The organism is Polynucleobacter kasalickyi, assembly GCF_900176405.1.
Classification (GTDB): Bacteria; Pseudomonadota; Gammaproteobacteria; order Burkholderiales; family Burkholderiaceae; genus Polynucleobacter; species Polynucleobacter kasalickyi.
This window is the reverse complement of the sequence record NZ_FWXJ01000007.1, coordinates 62485-81413: the sequence shown is the minus strand read 5'-3', so window position 1 is coordinate 81413 and position 18929 is coordinate 62485. Positions and strand designations below refer to the sequence as shown.

The following is an 18929-nucleotide window of genomic DNA, read 5'->3' as shown; positions in this document are numbered from 1 at the left end:
TTTTCATGAATTATTATGAAAATCCTAACCTTGGAGAATTATTCATGAAAAATCTTTTTCAGTTTGGTACTTTTATCAAACTATTTACCATTTCTACCTTTTTAGGCATGTCCCTTCAATTGGGAGCTGTTGCTATCTATCCAATTCATCAAGCTGAAATCCTGGTGGGGAGTAAATTTGATCTTAAAGTCGAATTTGATAAGGTTCTTGAGCCGAGTGAAGTATTTATTACGATGAATGATAAAGATATCACTACTGTGATTAAAGCTCCTCCAGAGCATATTCGCAATGAGGATGGCAAAGGCTCCTCTTTTGTTTGGAGAAATGTCTCCTTGAGTAATGTTGGGTCTGTGAATTTAACTGCTCGAACTGCCGATGACAAAAATCAGTTTTTGAGTGTTCAATGGAATGTTTATGCTACTGGTGAGCGCAAAGCAAAGAATGTCATCTTATTTATTGGTGATGGTATGAGCATTGCCAATAGAACTGCAGCGAGAGTGATGTCAAAAGGGATCTCTCAAGGTAAATATCAAGGTAAATTATCTTTTGATGATATGCCGCAAATGGCCTTAGTGGGGACTTCAGGGGCAGACTCATTGTTAACTGACTCAGCTAATTCAATGAGCGCCTACACCACAGGTCATAAGTCATCTGTCAATGCATTGGGTGTTTACGCTTCACGTGCCACGGACAACTTGGCGCATCCCAAAGTGGAAACAATTGCAGAGTTGATTAAAAGAAAAACAAAAATGTCGATTGGGATTGTGTCAGATGCTGAAATCGAAGATGCGACGCCAGCAGCCATGGTTGCACATACTAGAAGACGTGCCGATAAACAATATATTGCTGATGAATTATTTTTAAAGCAAATTGATGTGATTTTAGGAGGAGGCGCTGCATACTTTATGCCACAAACTGAAAAACTCTCAAAGAGAAAAGATAACAATGATCTAATCAGATTGTTTAAGTTAGATGGCTATGAGTTAGTAAAAACAAAAACAGAGTTGATGCAAGCTGCAAATAAAACCACAACTACAAAACTTTTTGGAACATTCCACCATGACAACATGGATGGTTCTTTAGATCGTTTCTTTTTGAAACAAAATACCGTTAAAGATTATCCAGATCAACCGGATTTAACGGAAATGACTCAGGCTGCAATTCATGTGTTGTCTAAGAATAAAAATGGCTTCTTTCTCGTCGTAGAAGCTGCTTTGATTGACAAGTTTAATCACCCATTGGATTGGGAAAGAGCTGCCTTTGATACGATTATGTTGAGTAATGCGGTGCAAGTCGCCAAAGACTTTGCAGCAAAAAACAAAGATACATTGATTATTGTTACCCCTGACCATACGCATGGTGGATCCATTAGTGGGGTTGTTTCTGATGAGAAGAAAGGGGCATTACGTGAGAAAGTCGGAGTATATGCAGATGCTGGGTTCCCTAACTACCCCAAGGCTAATCAGCAGGGTTATCCAGAGTCAATCGATGTAAGCAAACGAATTGTGTTTAACTATGGCAATTTCCCGGATCATTACGAAACTTTAAAGCCTAAGTTAACTGGCACATTTGTGCCCGCTGTCATCGATAAAGAAACTAAAAAATTTGTAGCGAATCCAATCTATAAAGAACAACATCCAGAAGCGGTAAAGGTTGAAGGAAATACACCATCTACAAACGAGGCGGGTGTGCACACTGCCGATGACGGAGTTCTTACTGCGATGGGTCCTGGGTCAGATTTTTACAGAGGCTTTATTGATAACACGGAAGTCTTTAAAGGGATGGTACAGGCCCTTGGTTTAGGTAGTAAAAAGTAATTTAACTTTATCTTATTTTGTTATCGAAATCCGTGTCAATTCACTAAATTGACACGGATTTATAATTTTTTATAGATAGTATTATTGTTTCAATATCATTAAAATCAAAGACCCTATGTAAACTTTCATTGATCTCGAAGGGTAACTAAACTACCGTGGCGACAGAAACTGAATTAAAACTAAGTTTTTCGGCAAAGGATTTACCCATCCTCTTAGAACATACCCTCATTAGCCAACCTGGTAAACGGCAGAAGCTTTTTAATGTTTACTACGACACTCCTGAGTTATTACTAATGAAAGGTGGTACAGCAGTACGAGAGCGTAAAATTTTACGCAAGACTTTACTGACAGTGAAATTAGCATCTCATTCCATGGGGGGATTGCATCAACGTTTAGAGTGGGAAGCACCCACAACCCCTGGTCAATTTGATTTTCAAACATTGATCGATGATCCAGAGTTGGCAGAAAAAATGACCATGTTGGCCCCTCAACTGGTTCCAATCTTTACCACTGATTTTGTTAGGCGTAGTTGGATAGTTGAGTTTCGGGGTTCGAAGATTGAAGTGGCCATTGATCTTGGCAAAATAGTGACGAAACGACTTGATGGTTTATTGTATGAGCAAGAAATTAGTGAGGTAGAGTTAGAGCTTGTGGAGGGTAATCCAGTCAACCTGTTTGGTCTAGCCAGGGTTTTAAGCCGCCGCGTTCGGCTACATCCTTCTAATCGCTCCAAAGCTGAAGTAGGGTATCGACTATATCAAAATATTGCTATCTCACCTACTAAGCCAGCTGATTTGTTCATAGATCCCAAAGCAGATCCATTGGATACTTTTCAGCACATCTGCTTTGAGTGCCTTCATCACTTGCAAATGAATGATGCTGGCATCTTATTAGATAATGATGAAGAGTATATTCATCAAGCTCGAGTTGCTATGCGAAGAATTCGCTCAGCCATCAAACTTTTCTCCCCCGTCTTGCCAATGACTTTCGTCGCTAATTGGAATGTTGTCTGGAGGGATTTAGCCAATGCCTTAGGTGATGCAAGAAATTGGGATGTTTTTAATGAAGAATTGTTGCCACTTTTGAAAGAAACTTTTGGAAACCACCCCGACATTCTTGCGTTAGAAAAATTTGCGATTTCACACAGATCTTCCGGTCATGACAGTGCGATTGCTTCTTTTGGCAGTAGGAATTACTCAGTGAAAGTTATTTCATTTGCTGAGGCAATTATGAGTTTAAAGACCCATCCGGAAATTAAAAATCGCCAAAAAATGATTCTCGAGAGTCAATCAACGGCTGAGCCCATTCGGCCTGAAAATACTGAGCAGTTTGCTATCCGCCTTCTAAAACGCCGTCATCGTCGTTTTCAAAGGGAGATAGCTGTTAAGAATCGAACTTTAGAAGAAAGTCATCAACTTCGTTTATATCTGAAAAAATTAAGGTATTCATTTGAATTCTTTATTGAGTTATTCCCTAAAAAGAAAATGAATCGTTACACCAAAACACTCTCTCGAGCACAAGAGTTACTGGGTAAGATGAACGATTTAGCGACAGCTGAAATTCTCTTAGCAAAACGTAATCTTCCTCAAGTAGATATTGCTGCAGCTTGGATTATTGGTCGTCAAAGTGGGTATCTCTCAATGATGCCTAAAGTGATTGCTGGATTAAACGAAATTAAGGCACCTTGGCAAAAATAAATATTGATAGGTGGTTTTCGAATTTGAATATTTAATTTTTTCTGATAACTTGTATACCTTTGTGAATGGCGCTGGGGTATTATTTCATCGATGACTACAAAAGTTAAATTAACTTCCCTCAGTGTTTTATGTTGCCTTTTCGCATCATGCTTTGCCTTCTCTGAGGTGAGGCCATCGGTAGATGCTTTGATTAAAATGCCTGGGTGGAAAATTATCCAAGATGGGCGTTTGGGTAATTGCATTACTTGCCATACCATCCAACTGTCAGAAAATAATTCGAGAGAAAAGCAAGGGAATTTTGCGCCTGCTTTAACGAAAGTGGGATCGAAGTATACGCCAGAGCAACTAAGGCAATGGGTTACAGATGCTCGGTTGATGAATCCCGACACATTAATGCCACCTTACGGTAGTCAAATTGGCATCATCAATCCTAATCTTCCTAAAACCCCATTAACTCCAGAACAAATTAATGAGGTCGTTGATTTACTCGTGCAACTGAAGTAGTTTGTTAAAAAAACAATTACAATCAATTTATAAAAACGATTTGAATATTTCTAGGGGATGACTGGATGCGTAAAGTGCATATGCCGTCGATAAAAACAATAAGGGGTAATATATCCTGCTCGAAGCGAGACTTTCTATTCGGTCTAACTAGCTTATTTTTTTTGAGCAAATCGACAAATGCTTTAGCTCAAAAAATGCAGGCTGTACAAACCATGCAAAGCCAGTATTTAGAATATCAACCGGTTGCTTTAAAAAAGCTAGCAATTGATGCCAAAGCAATTGAATTAGATATACCTCCTTTGGCGGATACTGGTAACTCCATACCTTTTACTATCAAACTAATAGCTCCTGCTGATCGATTGATACAGTCTTTTGAAATCATCGCTCCTGAAAATCCTTTTCCAATGGTTTTAAGGGGGAAAATACCCAAAGCTAGCAAAAGTTACCAATTTTCGACACGCATTCGTCTAGCTTTGAGCCAAGATGTGTGGGTGATTGTTACTTTGGATAATGGTCAAAAAATTGCTAATTCAGTGCCGTCAGTGGTGACTTTAAATGCTTGTTTTGATGCAACCTAAAATCTTCATCATGAAGGGCTGTTATGGCAACTAATAATAAATTTCCGATTAGAGTCAGTTTCATTGGTAACCCCAAACCAGGTGCTTCGGTGGAGGTTCGAATTTTAATCGGCCATCCGATGGAAACAGGCTTTCGAATGGCCGATAACGGGATTGATCAAATCCCTAAAAATATCATTGAAAAGGTGTTCGTTAAACTGAATCAAGAAGTCATCTTTGAAGCTGACGTAGGCACAGGGATTGCCGCCAATCCATTAATTAGTTTTCTGATTGAGGTTCCTGAAAAAGGGGGCGTTATTAGTGTCAACTGGGTGGATGATCTTGGTAATACAGGCCAAACTGAAAAAGAACTCATCAGTTTTAAATCTTGAGGAATGCCACCAGTTGAAAGTTTTTCATTTACTACTTCGTCGCTTAACTTTCACTTTACTCTCATTATCTTTATTGATTTTCCATCAGAGTGCTCCAGCTGAAACTCGATTGAGTGGTAATCATTTTTTATCTGCCGAGCTATTGAATTTATCCAAGGATCTCACGATGAATCCAATTGCCTTATGGTTGGACCAAGGATCCCAAATATGGCAAAAGGACTGTCAGGGATGTCATCAGGATTTAACGCAAGTTCGGCAATCGATAGTGGAGTTTCCGCGTTGGAAAAATCATCAATTAATCAATTTAGAAGATCAGATTATTCAATGTTTTGCAAAAAAACAGATGGTTGGTCTAAATACTGAAAATCAAGATGTAATTGCTCTTTCTACCTTTTTATCTGATAGCGCTAAAGGCTTAAAGATAAAGCTTCAGCCACCCTCAGAAGTTGCTGAGAGGAAGTTGTGGCAAGAGGAACTGAATCACGGGGCGCAAATTTATATTCAACGTCAAGGTAGAGTCAATCTTTCTTGTACCCAGTGTCATGATTTGAATATTGGAAAGAACTTAAGATCAGATGTTATCAGTCCTGCGTTCTTAACGGGTTTTCCTATCTACCGGCAGAGTTGGCAGACCATGGGCTCCATGGATCGGAGACTGAGAGCCTGTTATTCGGGTGTTCAAGCAGCGATTCCACCCACAGGCCATAGAGATCTTCGCGCACTAGAATTGTTTCTAAAAAATCGATCTGAGGGGCTTCTTTGGGAAGGCCCATCGATTCGTAGGTAACTTCGGGATAAAAAAAATCCCATTAAAAATTTAATGGGATTTTAATCTCATACAAGAACTACTTAAGCGATTGACAGACCTTCTCTGATTAATGGGAAGTTACGTAAAGGCTTACCGAGTGCTGCTGAGATTGCGTTAATTACCGCTGGTCCTACTACGCAAATGGTCGGTTCGCCAACACCACCCCAGAAATCCATTGATGGTACTAATACAGTATCAACCTTTGGATTTTGAGCTAATCTCAGTAACGGATAAGAGTCAAAGTTGGTTTGTTTGATTCTGCCATTTTCTACCGTAATCTCTGGATTGAAAACTGCAGAAAGTGCCATTACCACAGAGCCTTCAACTTGTTCACGGACAACATAGGGGTTGACTACGTGACCACAATCTAAAGCAAACACCATCTTGTGAATCTTCACAATATTATCTGTGACAGAAACTTCAGCAACGCATGCTGAGTAACTACCGTAGCCCATAAACTGAGCGATACCACGGTGAACACCCTTCGGCAATGGTTTGCCCCAGTTACTCCGCTTCGCTGCTGCATTGAGAACAGCTAAATGTTTAGGGTGATTCTGCATGATTGCTTGACGGAAGGCTAAAGGATCTTTTCCTGCAGCTTTCGCACATTCGTCCATGAAAATTTCCATGAACATACCATTTTGGTTGGTATTTACACCGCGCCATGGGCCAACTGGAACGTGAGTATTTTTCATCACATACTCAGTTAATAGGGTTGGGAACTTATAACCAAGCTGAGCATCGCCAACTTCTTCATAAAAACCCTGCAACTGTCTCACATCCTTATTGTTTTTAATCGCCATTGGTGCGACAGTTGAGTTAATGGATTGACCAGAAACTTTAACGTGTAAACCAGTCATATTACCGTTCGCATCAATACCGGCTCTCATCTTAGCCATAGCAATCGGGTGATAGTAATCATGTGTCATATCTTCTTCACGTGACCACATCATTTTTACGGGAACTCCAGGGAAGTTTTTAGCAATTCTTACTGCTTGAGTAACATACTCTTGAGTACCACCACGACGACCTAAACCAGTTCCAGGATCTAATTTATAGACCTCACATTGAGTGAGTGGTAGGCCCGCTGCCTCAGCAAGGGCTGCATGAGAGGCTTCACCATTTTGCGTTGGTACCCATGCTTCCACTCTTTCTGGAGTGAATTTTACGGTACAGTTCATCGGTTCCATGTTGGCATGTGAACGATATGGCGTGTAATAAATAGCCTCAACAACCTTACTTGAAGACTTAATGGCAGTCACTGCATCACCTTCTTTGCGTTGCCAAAAATCACCTTCTTCGTCTAAACCTTCTCTTAAGCGTTTTTCGATATCAGCTTGGTTAACATTGCCATTACCCGCTTCATCCCATTCAATTGGGAGTGCTTCTAAAGCAACTTTAGCACGCCAAAAAGTATCAGCAACTACCGCAACAGCATTATCTCCAACCTTCACAACACCCTTAACACCACGAAGGTTTTTAACTTTGTTTTCGTCAAAGGCTTTTACTTTGCCACCAAAAACAGGAGATGCTTTAATAGCCGCACACAACATCCCTGGGAGTTGTAAATCAACACCAAATACCTTCGTACCATTGACCTTATCGGCTGTGTCGAGTCTAGCCAAAGGTTTACCAGCAACTTTCCATTCGCTAGGTTTTTTGAGCGTAATTGATTTTGGATCGGGAGGTGTTAACTTTGCAGCAGCACTAGCAACTTTGCCGTAAGTTGTTTTCTTTCCAGACTTATGGGAAATAACACCTTTATTAACAGTTAATTCGGATACTGGGACATTCCATTCATTTGCTGCTGCTTGTAAGAGCATGATTCTTGCGGCTGCAGCACCTCTACGGACATAGTCCTCAGAAGTTCTAATACCACGGCTACCACCTGTACTGAATTCTCCCCAAACCCTTTTTCTTGTAACGCTTTGACCGGGAGTCGGTGATTCAGTAATTACTTTTTTCCAGTCACACTCTAACTCTTCTGTGACTAATTGTGCTAAACCAGTTCTAGTACCTTGACCCATTTCTGAACGCACAATACGAACTACGACAGTATCGTCCGGTTTAATATTTACCCATGCATTCACTTCAGGCGAGGATGCATCGAGAGTGGTATTTGGGTTGTACATCGGACCAGCAATGGCCGTGGAACTTGCAAAACTACCAATGCCTAGCATTAAACCACCACCTAAAAAGGAAGTGTCGACGATAAAGCGACGGCGTGATTGGCTTTCTAAAGCATTTTGGTCCATTTGAGTATCAATAATTTTAGTCATTTTTGTCTCTCTTATCCGCGTGATTGAGGTGTCGCATCATAGGTAGCTAGTACATCTGCCAATTTTTTCTGGCCAGATGCAACATGAATACCATCACGAATTTTTTGATAAGTACCGCAACGGCAAATATTGGACATGGCATTGTCAATATCAGCATCCGTTGGCTTAGGAATTCTTTTTAATAGTGCAGCGGCTGCCATGACTTGTCCAGACTGGCAATAGCCACATTGTGGAACGTCTAGTGCAATCCAAGCTTTTTGTACTGGGTGGGAGTTATCAGGTGATAAAGCTTCAACCGTAGTAATTTTCATACTTCCAACGGATGAGACAGGAATAGAGCATGATCTAGCTGGTTCGCCATTCAAGTAAACCGTACAAGCACCACATTGTGCAATGCCGCAACCATATTTTGTGCCAGTTAAACCAATAATTTCACGAATAGCCCACAATAGAGGCATATTAGGTTCTACATCGATATTATGCATTTTGCCGTTAATATTTAACTGCATCTGTGATCTCCTTTAGTTTTAGGAATTTAATTAAACAACTACCTAAGTTTATATTGAAAATTTGATTAAAAAATAAAATTTGTAAAAAAATTACACAAAATTTTAAATAAATGTATCCGCCCAAATATCGTTCGCCCATTTTATTGCGGAAAGATATTCTTTGGGGTTGTCGGTTGTAGAAATACTATTTGAGCCGGCTATTACCGCCATACTTTGGGTATTCTTATCAAAGTGATGCAAGGTAGAGATGTGAGCTCCAGTTTTATCTCCCAAGATGCTGTAGCAAATGCTAGAAAAGTTAGGGTTTTTATCTATGGGTAAGTCAGCAAGCAAGTGATAAATGGCAGAGGCGCAGATTTTTGCCTGCCCATTCGCAACCTGAGCAGATTTTGGCGTTTGTGTTGAGCTTTGGATCGCATCGCCAAGAACATGAATATTGGGCATGATCTTTGACTCATAGGTTAAAAAATCAACTTCACACCAACGCTGATTAATATTGGCTAGTTTGGTCCGGTGAGCAATATCGCCAGCTCGCATGGGAGGAATCACATTTAATACGGAGGCTTTTACATCATCTTGCACTTCAAAGAGTAAAGCACTGGCTGCGGGGTCAACATCCACCAAGGTATGATTGTTTCGATATTCAATCATATTGGGATAGTAAGTTGACCAAGCTCTTTTAAAAAGACTAGCTTTAGAGGTAATCTCGGCATTTGCATCTAAAACTAGCACTTTTGATTTTGGCTTGAATTTCTTTAAGTAATGAGCGACTTGACTTGCACGCTCATATGGGGAAGGAGGGCATCGATAGGGGGCTAAAGGAATTGAAATAGCGAAAACACCACCATCTTCCATCGACTCTAATTGTTTTTTTAAAATCAGAGTTTGCGTCCCAGCTTTCATGGCGTGCACAAATCGGTTTTGAATTGCTGGATCCTTCATGGTGGGGATACTTTCCCACATCATATCTATGCCAGGTGATAACACCAATTTATCGTATGACATCGTCCCACCTTGCTTCAGTAAGATTTTTCGAGCCTCTGGCATGATTTGTTCAACCGTGTCATTCACTATATTGATGCCATATTTTCGCTCTAATTCCAGTCTGCTTTTTGTTAAATCGCTAATCTCCATTTGCCCATTAATCACGAGGTTTGAGAGTGGGCAAGAGATAAAGTTTTGAGCTGGATCAATCAGGGTGACATCAATTTTTCCTCCGGAATAGATTTTTAAATATTTGGCAGTGGTTGCTCCACCAAAACCTCCGCCAACAACAATCACTTTAGCTTTTTTCAAAGCTGCTGATGAGCTTTGAGAACTTGGGTTTGCTAGTAAGTTGCCACCAATTGTGCCTAAATAGCCGCTGAGGAGTGACTGTTCTAAGAATTTTCTTCGCGAATTCTGCATAAGGTTCAAAAGCTTCCAAAAAACTTCCTAGAGGAAGATTAAATAAATATTTTATATTTCAAGCATAATCCTTTCATAGGAAAAATTTCATCATTTCCTCTGCAATTATCAAATTATTCTTTTTTATGAATGTATTAACTCCCAATTTCCCTCCTTTAGCTTTTGTGGATATTGAAACGACCGGAGGAAACTCTGACCGAGATCGTATCACTGAGGTGGCCGTCATTACTCTGCAGGATGGACAGCTTTTTAAATGGAGTCGATTAATCAATCCTGGTGTTTTTATCCCAAGAAATATTCAGATTCTGACGGGTATTGACCCTTCGCTGGTTGAAAATGAACCTTTTTTTCATGACATTGCCAAGGAAATATACGAACAACTCGAAGGTAAAGTTTTTATTGCGCACAACGCAAGGTTTGATTATGGGTTTTTGAAAGCATCGTTTAAACGATGTGAATTGGATTTTCGGGCGAAGGTACTTTGTACGGTTAAATTATCTAGATTATTATTCCCCGAACAGGCTAGGCATAACCTAGATACAGTGATTGCCTCCCACGGTTTACAAGTGAGTGCAAGACATCGAGCTATGGGAGATGCTGAAGTCTTAGAACAATTTTGGAATGTTTGTGTTCGTCAGTTTGGCGTGGCTAGACTTCAGGAGGCAATGAAACAGTTAATTGCTAACCCAAGTTTACCGCCGAAAATTGATCAAAAAGTGATAGATGCAATTCCAGATTCTCCAGGCGTTTATCTTTTCTATGCTGAAAATCGGACACCTATTTATATCGGTAAAAGTAATTCCTTAAGGACGCGTGTAATGGGGCATTTTTCTAGTGCGCTGAGTGTTCGCAAAGAAATGAAACTATCCATGCAAGTTGCCGATATTGATTGGATTGAAACTGCCGGAGAAATTGGCGCTTTGCTTTTAGAGTCAAAGTTAATTAAAGAGAAGCTCCCTAGCCTGAATATCAAACTGCGGCGCTCAAAGGATTTGTGTGCTTGGCAGTTCTTGCTAAACGAGAATCAAATTCTGACACCACAATTAGTCAGGCATGATGATTTACAACCAGGTATTCAAGATAACCTATACGGGCTTTTTTATAGTCGTCATGAAGCGAATAAAACCTTGCAATCGATTGCTAAAAAAAATGAATTGTGTGAAGGACTACTCGGACTAGAAAAATTACTCCCTGGGAAGCCTTGCTTCGGCTTTCAAGTGAAACAATGTCGTGGCGCATGCGTTGGGGTAGAGGCAATCAATGCTTATCATTTACGATTGATGACCGCGTTAAAGAAGTTTAAGGTGGGTGTTTGGCCATTTAAAACAGCTATTGGTATCAAAGAGGGAAATGAATTACACGTCACTGATCACTGGTGTTATTTAGGAACTGCGATTAACGAAGATGAGGTTTTTGAATTATTGAGTACTGGTAAACCTGAATTTGATTTGGATATCTACAAAATCATTAAAAAGTTTTTGAAAACGATGGATAAAGACCGTATTTTAAAATTAGAAAAACCTACTAACTATGAAGAGTTCGTAGGTTAACTAAGAGACCATTTTGATATCCATTTTATACTCCTATCGTCGTTGTCCCTATGCAATGCGCGCCAGAATGGCTTTGATTGATGCTGGCATTACGTTCGAAGTAAGAGAAATTAGTTTGAGAAATAAACCGGCAAGTATGATCAAACTTTCCCCCAAGGGAACAGTGCCAGTTTTACTACGGCCTGATGGTTCAGTTTTAGAGCAAAGTTTGGATATTATGCTTTGGGCCTATCGAACTCAGCCGGTTCCTCATCGCGTTATTTGGGGAGATCGTTTTGATGGCATTGATGCTTCAATGCTCGCATGGATAAGACTGAACGACGATGTCTTTAAAAAGATTTTGGATGCATATAAATATCCTGAAAGATATCCAACTCAATCAAAAGAAGATAGTCTAAAACAGGCTCTTGACATTTACTTGATGCCAATTGAAAAAGAGTTATCAAAGAATCCCTTTCTAATGGGGAATCAATTGAGTTTGGTTGATATTGCTTTATTTCCTTTTGTCAGGCAGTTTATGAGAGCTGATGAGCAAGGATTTATGGACTTAAAGTTGGAGTCAATCGATCGATGGATGACTTTCTTTCAAACTTCTGAAATGTTTAATTTATCCATGGTGAAATATCCAACTTGGCTTGAGTCTTGAAAATCAGAGCTTACTTTCGAATACTACAAGTTCTATTTATTTCACCTAGCTTAGGCCTCAAGTAGTTTCTTTAGACAAATGCGATCAATCGCCTTGGCTAGTTGAATATCTTTTAATGTTAAACCATCGCTATCATGGGTTGACAGAGTAATGTCTAGGCGATTCCAAACATTAAACCATTCAGGATGATGATTTAACTCTTCGGCAATAACAGCAATTTCGGACATGCAACTAAAGGCTTCTTGAAAGTTTTTAAAAACAAATGTCTTTTGTAATGCATCTCTCGAAGACATTAATTTCCAATCAGGGCAGTCGACGGATAAATGATCACGTTGAGTATTCGTTATTAAGGGTTGCATACGGTTTCCGTTATTGACATGCTTGTGTTTGAAAAATTAATGGGGGGCAATTATTTACTAACAGCTTCGAGCGAAGTTCGGGGGCTGAGGTTTTCGGGGATAACCAAATACCAAAAAAAGCTTCTGCAAATTCTGGATTATTTATATTACCAATTATTTTGTCGCCATAGACGAAGGTCGTACCATTGGCGGGATTGAAGATTGCCGTTAAATGGTCCCCTTTATTAATATTAGGATAAATTTTCTCTAACTGATTTTTCCACTCATCCGTTTTCTTGCTGGAATATCCTAGTCTCTCCAGTTGCTCTATAGTGGCCTTCAGTAGCGCTTCTTTTTCAATTTTCCGAGAGTAGTTGAGGATGATGGCATATTTTTTAACTGCTTTCACTTCATCAACATAGAAGTGAGCCTGATAAATCTCAAACCCAAATTTCGTAAAAGTGCCATGCCCTGAATGAGAAAAATTCGGTAAGTGTAACTCTGTAATGTGTGTAGGCTCAATTGGGTTGGCTAATAAAGGTCGATCCCAACTGATAGAAAATATCAATAGGATGATGCAATAACGTATGAATACTTTACGCATTGTGCAGTCGCAGATATTCAATTTTTAAACAGTGGTTCATAACAAAATCAATCTTTGCTTGTTCAGCGATTGCTTGTGCCTGCTCGTTAACAATGCCTAACTGTAACCAAATATGTTTCACTTTTAACTGGGTTGCCTCAGCTACTAATTCACCACAATCTTCAGGTTTTCGGAAGATATTGACTAAATCAACTTCAAAAGGAATCGCTGATAGAGTCGGGTAGGATGTCTCTCCTAAAATCATCTGTTCATTTGGATTGACCGGAATAATACGAAATCCGCGATTTTGCATAAAGCGAGCAACGTCATGCGATGGTTTTTCAGGATTAGCGGAAAGACCTACCACGGCGATATTTTTTGTACTGCTCAGAATTTTTGAAATAATTTGATCCATGTATCCATCTTACCAATAGTATTTAGATTTGGATGGTGGAATTATTTTTTTGATCGGATTTTGAAGTGATAAAGATACAGTCCGAGCACCAGAATGAACCAGAGCGGTGGGATATAAATATAAATAACGGTCCCAAATGCAATGGCAAGGTAAAACTCCGCTTTTTTTAATGGGCGAAAGAGGTGCGGTATCACCGTAAATTGGATTGATGCTAGTAACCAATAGGTGAATAAAACACCTAAAAAAATCCTAAGAATGAGCATGGTACTTAGCATCTATTTTCCTTTTTATTAGAGAGCGAAACAGCGAAATGCATGCGAGTCTTCGATGAAGTCACCTTTTTTGGGAATGAAAACAACTTTCGATGTTTCGATTTGTACAGGGCAAACTTCATCAAAAAAACTAGAGTTTCCCAGGCTTCCACAAAACTTTAACTGACGATTTTCTTGAAATTTCATGTTGGAGCCATCAAGAATAAATGAAAATTTTTGCTTATCAGGAAATACGCCATTACATTCCCAGGTGGTGTAGACCTGACGTTCGCACGCAGTAATCACTAAAATAAGACTCAATAAGCAAAGTAAACGAATTTGGTGAATAATTTTCATATGAATACTAATGGCAATCTAGTTCGGTGGATATTTAAGAAAAATTGCTCATTTACCCCTAAACAAGTAGGTCTATTTTATCTTGCACAGTCAATATTTTCGTTGATTGTCGCCAGTTTTTTTTTAACCCAAGGTATTTGGTTAATCCTACCCTTTACTATTTTAGAATTAGTTGTCTTGGGCGTTGCTTTACTGATGTATGCAAGACATGCAACGGATTATGAGGAAGTTGTGCTGAGTAACCAGACGTTAGTGATTATCAGATCGGATGCAAATAGCGTAAATACATTCAGTGCTAACTTGTTATGGGTAAAATTAGCCAACGAGCTTACCGTAAAAAAGCTTATTGGTATCGAATACAAGGGAGAGGTTATCGAGATTGGTAAGTTTATTCATTTGCATAAAAGGGATGAGTTTAGAATGCAATTGGCTACGAGTTTGAAGAGGATGATGTAAATAACTTTCATGAAACATAGATGTGCCTTTTAAAAAGAGATTAATTTGAACGAGTTATTGCCAGTTGTGATTACCACCAACGGTAGTCAATGGGCTAAAAATTTACTAAAAATTTTAGGTTGGAAGTTAATTATTCCTGGATTACCAGGGCCTCGTGGCATCATCGTGGCTTACCCCCATACTTCCAACTTAGATTTTTTTATAGGCATGATTGCGAAATCTGCTTGTGGTATTCCCGTAAATTTCTTGGCAAAAGATAGCCTATTTAAGATTCCAGTAGTGGGATGGTGGTTGAGATATTTGGGTGGGCGTCCAGTTATCCGCAATAGTCCACAGGGGTATGTTAAAGATTTAGCGCAAGAAATGGCCAAGGCTAAATTCTTTTGGTTAGCAATTACTCCAGAAGGAACTAGAAAAAAAACACCCGGATGGCGAAGTGGTTTTTATCATTTAGCTTTAGAAACCAACTACCCTGTGGGATTTGTTTACCTTGATTACCAAAATAAAACGATTGGTTTGGCAGATTTTCTGACCATGACAGGCAATGAAGAAGCTGACTTTGCCAAAATTCGAGACATTTATCAAGGAAAATTAGGTTTTTATCCAAAGAATATGTCGCCAATCACCTTGTGGAGTCCCCAAAAAGACAAAAATAAGGTACATTAATACATCACTGTGCTTATTTACAGATGAAAAGCAACATTTTTTATAAATAAGCGCAAAAAATCATTTACTACTGTTTATTTATACAGTAATATTTCTTCATACGTGATTAATTGAGGAAATAAACATGAAATACATGACATCTGGTTTTAAATCATTCTTAGTTTGGTTAATTTTCGACGAGTCTATTGGTGAGTTCGGTAAGCGTGAGTGGGTTTGTAAGATTATCGATTAATACTTTACTGAGCTGATGTTCAAAAGATTGAATCTTTTTTTAAGAAACTCTTCAGTTACTAGCATTCTTAGGTTAAAATAATATTCTTTTCTACGGTGGCTGTAGCTCAGTTGGTAGAGTCCAGGATTGTGATTCCTGTTGTCGTGGGTTCGAGCCCCATCAGCCACCCCAGTATTTTCTTTGAATGAAATACTTTGACTAATTCCCATTGGTTTTCTTGAAAAATCTAGTTTGAAGACTCTCGGTATTGGTTTTTATATGTTGACTTCATCTTTTCAACATGGTCTTCTCAGTTACCACAGGTATTATCTGATTTAAATCGTTTGTGATTTTTTGATGAATTGATAGCAGCTTATGTGAAATTTCTTCTCCAAGACTTAGTACATAATTTGACTTGAATCCCAACTCTTCTGTCATTGCAATCAGTTGCTTACGTCCAATTTTTGTTGATTAAACAAATAAAGTGTTTTGTCTAGTTCAGACTGAATATATTTCTTGAATTGTTGAGAGGTGCCGCCAATCGGTTCAGCACCTTCTTTCAGCAGTTGCTCTTTAACCGAGGGATCTTGTAAACAGCTATTCGCAGCGCGATTTATTTTTAGGATGATATCTAAAGGGGTGCCCGCTGGCGCTAACAGTCCGTACCATGATCCCGTTGAGTATTCTGGAAATCCAGCTTCCACCATCGTTGGAATCTGTGGGAACGCAGAGCTGCGCTTTTTACTCGTTACAGCAAGCGCTTTTAGACGATTGCTAGTAACGATGGGCGCAATTGCTACCATACTGCTAAACATGATTTGCACTTGTCCAGAAAGCAGATCCGATAGAGCTGGTGCTAGTCCTTTGTAAGGCACATGGACCATTTTTACATTTGCCATGGACTCATACATCATGGCAGCAAGTTGTGCGGAACTACCATTGCCGTTGGAAGCATAATTAATTTGCGTTGGATGAGTCTTCATATACTCAGTTAACTGTTGGATAGAGTTCACAGGTAGTTTAGGTGTTGCAACCACTATGAGTGGTGCCTCGGCTAGTAAGATAATCGGTTCAAAATCTTTAGTCGGGTGATAGGGGAGACTTTTGTTGAATACGGGATTGATTGCTAAACTGCCGATGCCGCCTAAAAAAATCGTGTAGCCATCAGCTGGTGATTTAGCAGAAAAATCGGCGCCAAGAGTGCCTCCAGCGCCAGGTTTGTTATCAATAAAAACCTGTTGACCCAGTTTTTCGGTTAATTTTGCAGCAACTACACGGGCAACTGAATCATTTCCACCTCCAGGTGAAAAGGGGACCACTAATTTAATAGGTTTGTTTGGATAATCAGCGCAGTAGGGGGCCTTGATACAACACAATAAACTCAAAAAAAAGCAAAGCTGAACTAGGTAAGGTCTCATTTTATTCTTCTTCATCAGTATTTGAAATCCTGATTGTAGGATTTTAATTGACTCAATTATATTACTCATGAGTTCTGTCAGCTAAATCGTTGGACTGTCTTTGAGTGTTTGACTCTGTTTTAGGAAGAACATCTCACAGTTCATAGCAATCTGAATGTGCTGAACACCTTAAATTGTTTAGCCTATTAAGTTTGAATCTTCATTCATTCAATGTTATAAATTATATAAAAACAATCAGTTAAAAATCTGGTTGTTCGAGCACCCTATACAAATCATGTTTCTATTTTTTCTTTGCATACGTATCTAATTCATGGCCCGAATTTATCCGAATGATGATCTTGATAACTACTCAAATCAAATATTTAGTAGTGAGTATCAGACCTTAGAACAACTTCGAGATGGCTTATCCGATCAATTTGAGATATTTCATGGTGTTCATTGGACGAATCTTACAGGTAGAGCCATTTATGGGGAAATCGATTTTTTAGTCTTACATCCGAATGGACGATTGTTAGCAATCGAACAAAAAAATATTGAGCTTGAATTTCAGCAAGGTAAATTAATTACCTCTTATGGTGTCAATGAAGAAGTAAAAGACGTTAGTTCGCAAATTACCAGAAACATTGCCAACCTTCGTAAAAAGTTTTCACAAATTCACCCCCATTTAGCATTGCAAATTGATCATATTTTGTATTTGCCAACATCAAGGTATCTTGATGAGGTACCCATCAATGTTGGGCGTATTGTGGACTGTGCCTCTGAACTACCATTGCCAGAAATTGTCCAAAGCATCTTAGAGGATTACAGCACTACTTTACCGACGAATTTAGCTGATGTTACCTCGATTCACCGCTTTTTAATGGGGCACCTCAATCTTGTACCAAATATTGGTATTCTCAGTAAACAGGCCAAAGAAGTCAGTTTTAACTTATCACGTGGCCTAACCGATTGGGTGGAACGCTTAGACTTTAGCCCGTTTCGTTTATATATTCAAGGAACGGCTGGTTCTGGCAAGACTCAACTTGCTTTAAGCGAATTAACAAAAGCACATAAAAACCATTTATATGGACTTTATCTATGCTTTAATCGGCCTTTGGCAGATGCAATTAAAAGCCTTGCCCCTAATCCACAAATTTGTTCTACTTTTCATGAACTGGCTAAAAATATTGCTGAGCTTTTAAGTTTCCCAGTTGACATAACATCCGACCAAGCATCTATTCAATTAGAAAAAATATTTTTTACTCAAGCGGAAAAACTAGCAAATCAATTCGACTTCCTCATCGTTGATGAGGGACAAGACTTTAAGCCCGAATGGAGGGAGTTAATTTGTAACATGGTAAAACCAAATGGGAGGATTATTTGGATGGAGGATCCATCTCAAACGATTTATCCAGACAGAACGACGAGTGACTGGTCAAGTTGGGTTCAATTTAAATCACCAGTTAATTATCGGTCTCCTCAATTAATTATTGAGTTGATCAATGAACTTGAGTTGACCCAAAGAGAAATCATTAGTGGTAATCCATTCGTTGGTGAAGTTACTGGATTGAGAGCCTATCAAAAAAATGACGAAAGTAGCTTATTTAAAGCCACACAAATCGAAGTGCAAAATCTGTTGAGCCTAGGTTATAGCTGTGAAAGTATTGCGGTAATCACTTTTGGTGGGGTCAATCGTAGCAAACTACTTCACTCTAAACAGACACAAATAGCTGGCAAAGGGATTAAGAAATTACTTGGATATACATCTGACAATCAAGCCCAATGGTCGAGTGGGGAGATATTATTTGACACGATTTATCGTTTTAAGGGACTCTCAGCAGATGCCGTCATCATCACAGAAGTTGATTTTAATGAGTTCAATCCTCAGATAAAAAGAAAATTATTCGTGGCCTTAACTCGCGCTAGGCTGAAGGCAGTGATTGTTGCCAGCGTTGAAGCTGCAAGGGTCATTGAAGAGATTTTGCAATAATATTGCAATCACAACCAAAAAAAAATCTGTAATGAAATTCAATGAATTTCAAGTACAGATTTTACCAACGTGAAGTAACTAACTTGTACCAAACATCTC

Annotated in this window: 19 protein-coding genes and 1 tRNA gene; 12 read left to right on the top strand and 8 right to left on the bottom strand. The window is 39.1% G+C overall.

Annotation, left to right across the window (positions count from 1 at the left end; all coding sequences use genetic code 11):
• Positions 1–44: 44 nt before the first annotated feature.
• From B8983_RS07830 to soxA, 6 genes are all read left to right on the top strand, one after another.
• Entirely contained in the window at positions 45–1817 is a 1773-nt protein-coding gene (locus B8983_RS07830; protein WP_084283591.1) for an alkaline phosphatase, read from the top strand.
• 155 nt (positions 1818–1972) lie between these two features.
• Positions 1973–3514, top strand: coding sequence for a CYTH and CHAD domain-containing protein (locus tag B8983_RS07825; RefSeq protein ID WP_084283590.1), 1542 nt, complete (start codon positions 1973–1975; stop codon positions 3512–3514).
• Between the two features lie 90 nt (positions 3515–3604).
• Positions 3605–4018 carry a sulfur oxidation c-type cytochrome SoxX gene (gene soxX, locus B8983_RS07820; RefSeq protein WP_084283589.1) on the top strand — a complete coding sequence of 138 codons (414 nt, stop codon included), beginning with the start codon at positions 3605–3607 and terminating at the stop codon, positions 4016–4018.
• Positions 4019–4179: 161 nt separating this feature from the next.
• Positions 4180–4596, top strand: coding sequence for a thiosulfate oxidation carrier protein SoxY (locus B8983_RS07815; protein WP_159460857.1), 417 nt, complete (start codon positions 4180–4182; stop codon positions 4594–4596).
• A gap of 23 nt (positions 4597–4619) precedes the next feature.
• The gene (gene soxZ / locus B8983_RS07810; protein ID WP_084283587.1) at positions 4620–4967 is read left to right on the top strand and encodes a thiosulfate oxidation carrier complex protein SoxZ; all 348 of its coding nucleotides are present in this window, start codon (positions 4620–4622) and stop codon (positions 4965–4967) included.
• A 13-nt stretch (positions 4968–4980) separates the two neighbouring features.
• A complete protein-coding gene (gene soxA, locus B8983_RS07805) occupies positions 4981–5754 on the top strand; it encodes a sulfur oxidation c-type cytochrome SoxA (protein ID WP_159460856.1) in 774 nt (257 codons plus the stop codon).
• Positions 5755–5816: 62 nt separating this feature from the next.
• Here the strand turns inward: soxA and B8983_RS07800 are convergent, their stop codons facing one another.
• From B8983_RS07800 to B8983_RS07790, 3 genes are all read right to left on the bottom strand, one after another.
• Positions 5817–8054: a xanthine dehydrogenase family protein molybdopterin-binding subunit gene (locus B8983_RS07800; RefSeq protein WP_234986944.1), complete on the bottom strand. Its 2238-nt coding sequence runs from the start codon at positions 8052–8054 to the stop codon at positions 5817–5819.
• Positions 8055–8065: 11 nt separating this feature from the next.
• A complete protein-coding gene (locus B8983_RS07795) occupies positions 8066–8563 on the bottom strand; it encodes a (2Fe-2S)-binding protein (RefSeq protein ID WP_084283585.1) in 498 nt (165 codons plus the stop codon).
• Between the two features lie 102 nt (positions 8564–8665).
• Entirely contained in the window at positions 8666–9970 is a 1305-nt protein-coding gene (locus tag B8983_RS07790; protein WP_084283584.1) for an FCSD flavin-binding domain-containing protein, read from the bottom strand.
• A gap of 125 nt (positions 9971–10095) precedes the next feature.
• Here B8983_RS07790 and B8983_RS07785 point away from each other — a divergent pair, with 125 nt between their 5' ends.
• Positions 10096–11520 (top strand): 3'-5' exonuclease family protein, encoded by a 1425-nt coding sequence (locus tag B8983_RS07785; RefSeq protein WP_084283583.1) that lies wholly within the window; start codon positions 10096–10098, stop codon positions 11518–11520.
• A 13-nt stretch (positions 11521–11533) separates the two neighbouring features.
• Positions 11534–12166, top strand: a complete 633-nt coding sequence (locus B8983_RS07780; RefSeq protein ID WP_143736132.1) for a glutathione S-transferase N-terminal domain-containing protein — start codon at positions 11534–11536, stop codon at positions 12164–12166.
• 50 nt (positions 12167–12216) lie between these two features.
• Here B8983_RS07780 and B8983_RS07775 read toward each other — a convergent pair whose 3' ends face one another.
• The 4 genes from B8983_RS07775 to B8983_RS07755 all read right to left on the bottom strand — a co-directional run bounded on the left by B8983_RS07775 (position 12217) and on the right by B8983_RS07755 (position 14110).
• Complete coding sequence (locus tag B8983_RS07775; RefSeq protein ID WP_084283581.1) at positions 12217–12525, bottom strand: 4a-hydroxytetrahydrobiopterin dehydratase; 309 nt, start codon at positions 12523–12525, stop codon at positions 12217–12219.
• Positions 12526–12535: 10 nt separating this feature from the next.
• Entirely contained in the window at positions 12536–13108 is a 573-nt protein-coding gene (locus B8983_RS07770; protein WP_084283580.1) for a chalcone isomerase family protein, read from the bottom strand.
• Positions 13101–13502 carry a CoA-binding protein gene (locus B8983_RS07765; RefSeq protein ID WP_084283579.1) on the bottom strand — a complete coding sequence of 134 codons (402 nt, stop codon included), beginning with the start codon at positions 13500–13502 and terminating at the stop codon, positions 13101–13103. The genes B8983_RS07770 and B8983_RS07765 overlap by 8 nt, the downstream gene beginning before the upstream one ends.
• Before the next feature lie 290 nt (positions 13503–13792).
• The gene (locus tag B8983_RS07755) at positions 13793–14110 is read right to left on the bottom strand and encodes a hypothetical protein (protein WP_084283577.1); all 318 of its coding nucleotides are present in this window, start codon (positions 14108–14110) and stop codon (positions 13793–13795) included.
• Here B8983_RS07755 and B8983_RS07750 point away from each other — a divergent pair, their 5' ends adjacent.
• From B8983_RS07750 to B8983_RS07740, 3 genes are all read left to right on the top strand, one after another.
• Complete coding sequence (locus B8983_RS07750; protein ID WP_084283576.1) at positions 14111–14566, top strand: DUF2244 domain-containing protein; 456 nt, start codon at positions 14111–14113, stop codon at positions 14564–14566.
• Between the two features lie 45 nt (positions 14567–14611).
• On the top strand, positions 14612–15232 hold the full coding sequence (locus B8983_RS07745) for a 1-acyl-sn-glycerol-3-phosphate acyltransferase (protein WP_159460855.1): 621 nt from the start codon (positions 14612–14614) through the stop codon (positions 15230–15232).
• Between the two features lie 327 nt (positions 15233–15559).
• A tRNA-His gene (locus B8983_RS07740) sits at positions 15560–15635 on the top strand.
• 251 nt (positions 15636–15886) lie between these two features.
• On the opposite strand, the gene B8983_RS07735 is transcribed toward B8983_RS07740, so the two are convergent.
• A complete protein-coding gene (locus B8983_RS07735; RefSeq protein WP_159460854.1) occupies positions 15887–16861 on the bottom strand; it encodes a tripartite tricarboxylate transporter substrate binding protein in 975 nt (324 codons plus the stop codon).
• A 310-nt stretch (positions 16862–17171) separates the two neighbouring features.
• Here B8983_RS07735 and B8983_RS07730 point away from each other — a divergent pair, with 310 nt between their 5' ends.
• Complete coding sequence (locus tag B8983_RS07730) at positions 17172–18830, top strand: nuclease-related domain-containing DEAD/DEAH box helicase (protein ID WP_084283573.1); 1659 nt, start codon at positions 17172–17174, stop codon at positions 18828–18830.
• Positions 18831–18929: the final 99 nt, after the last annotated feature.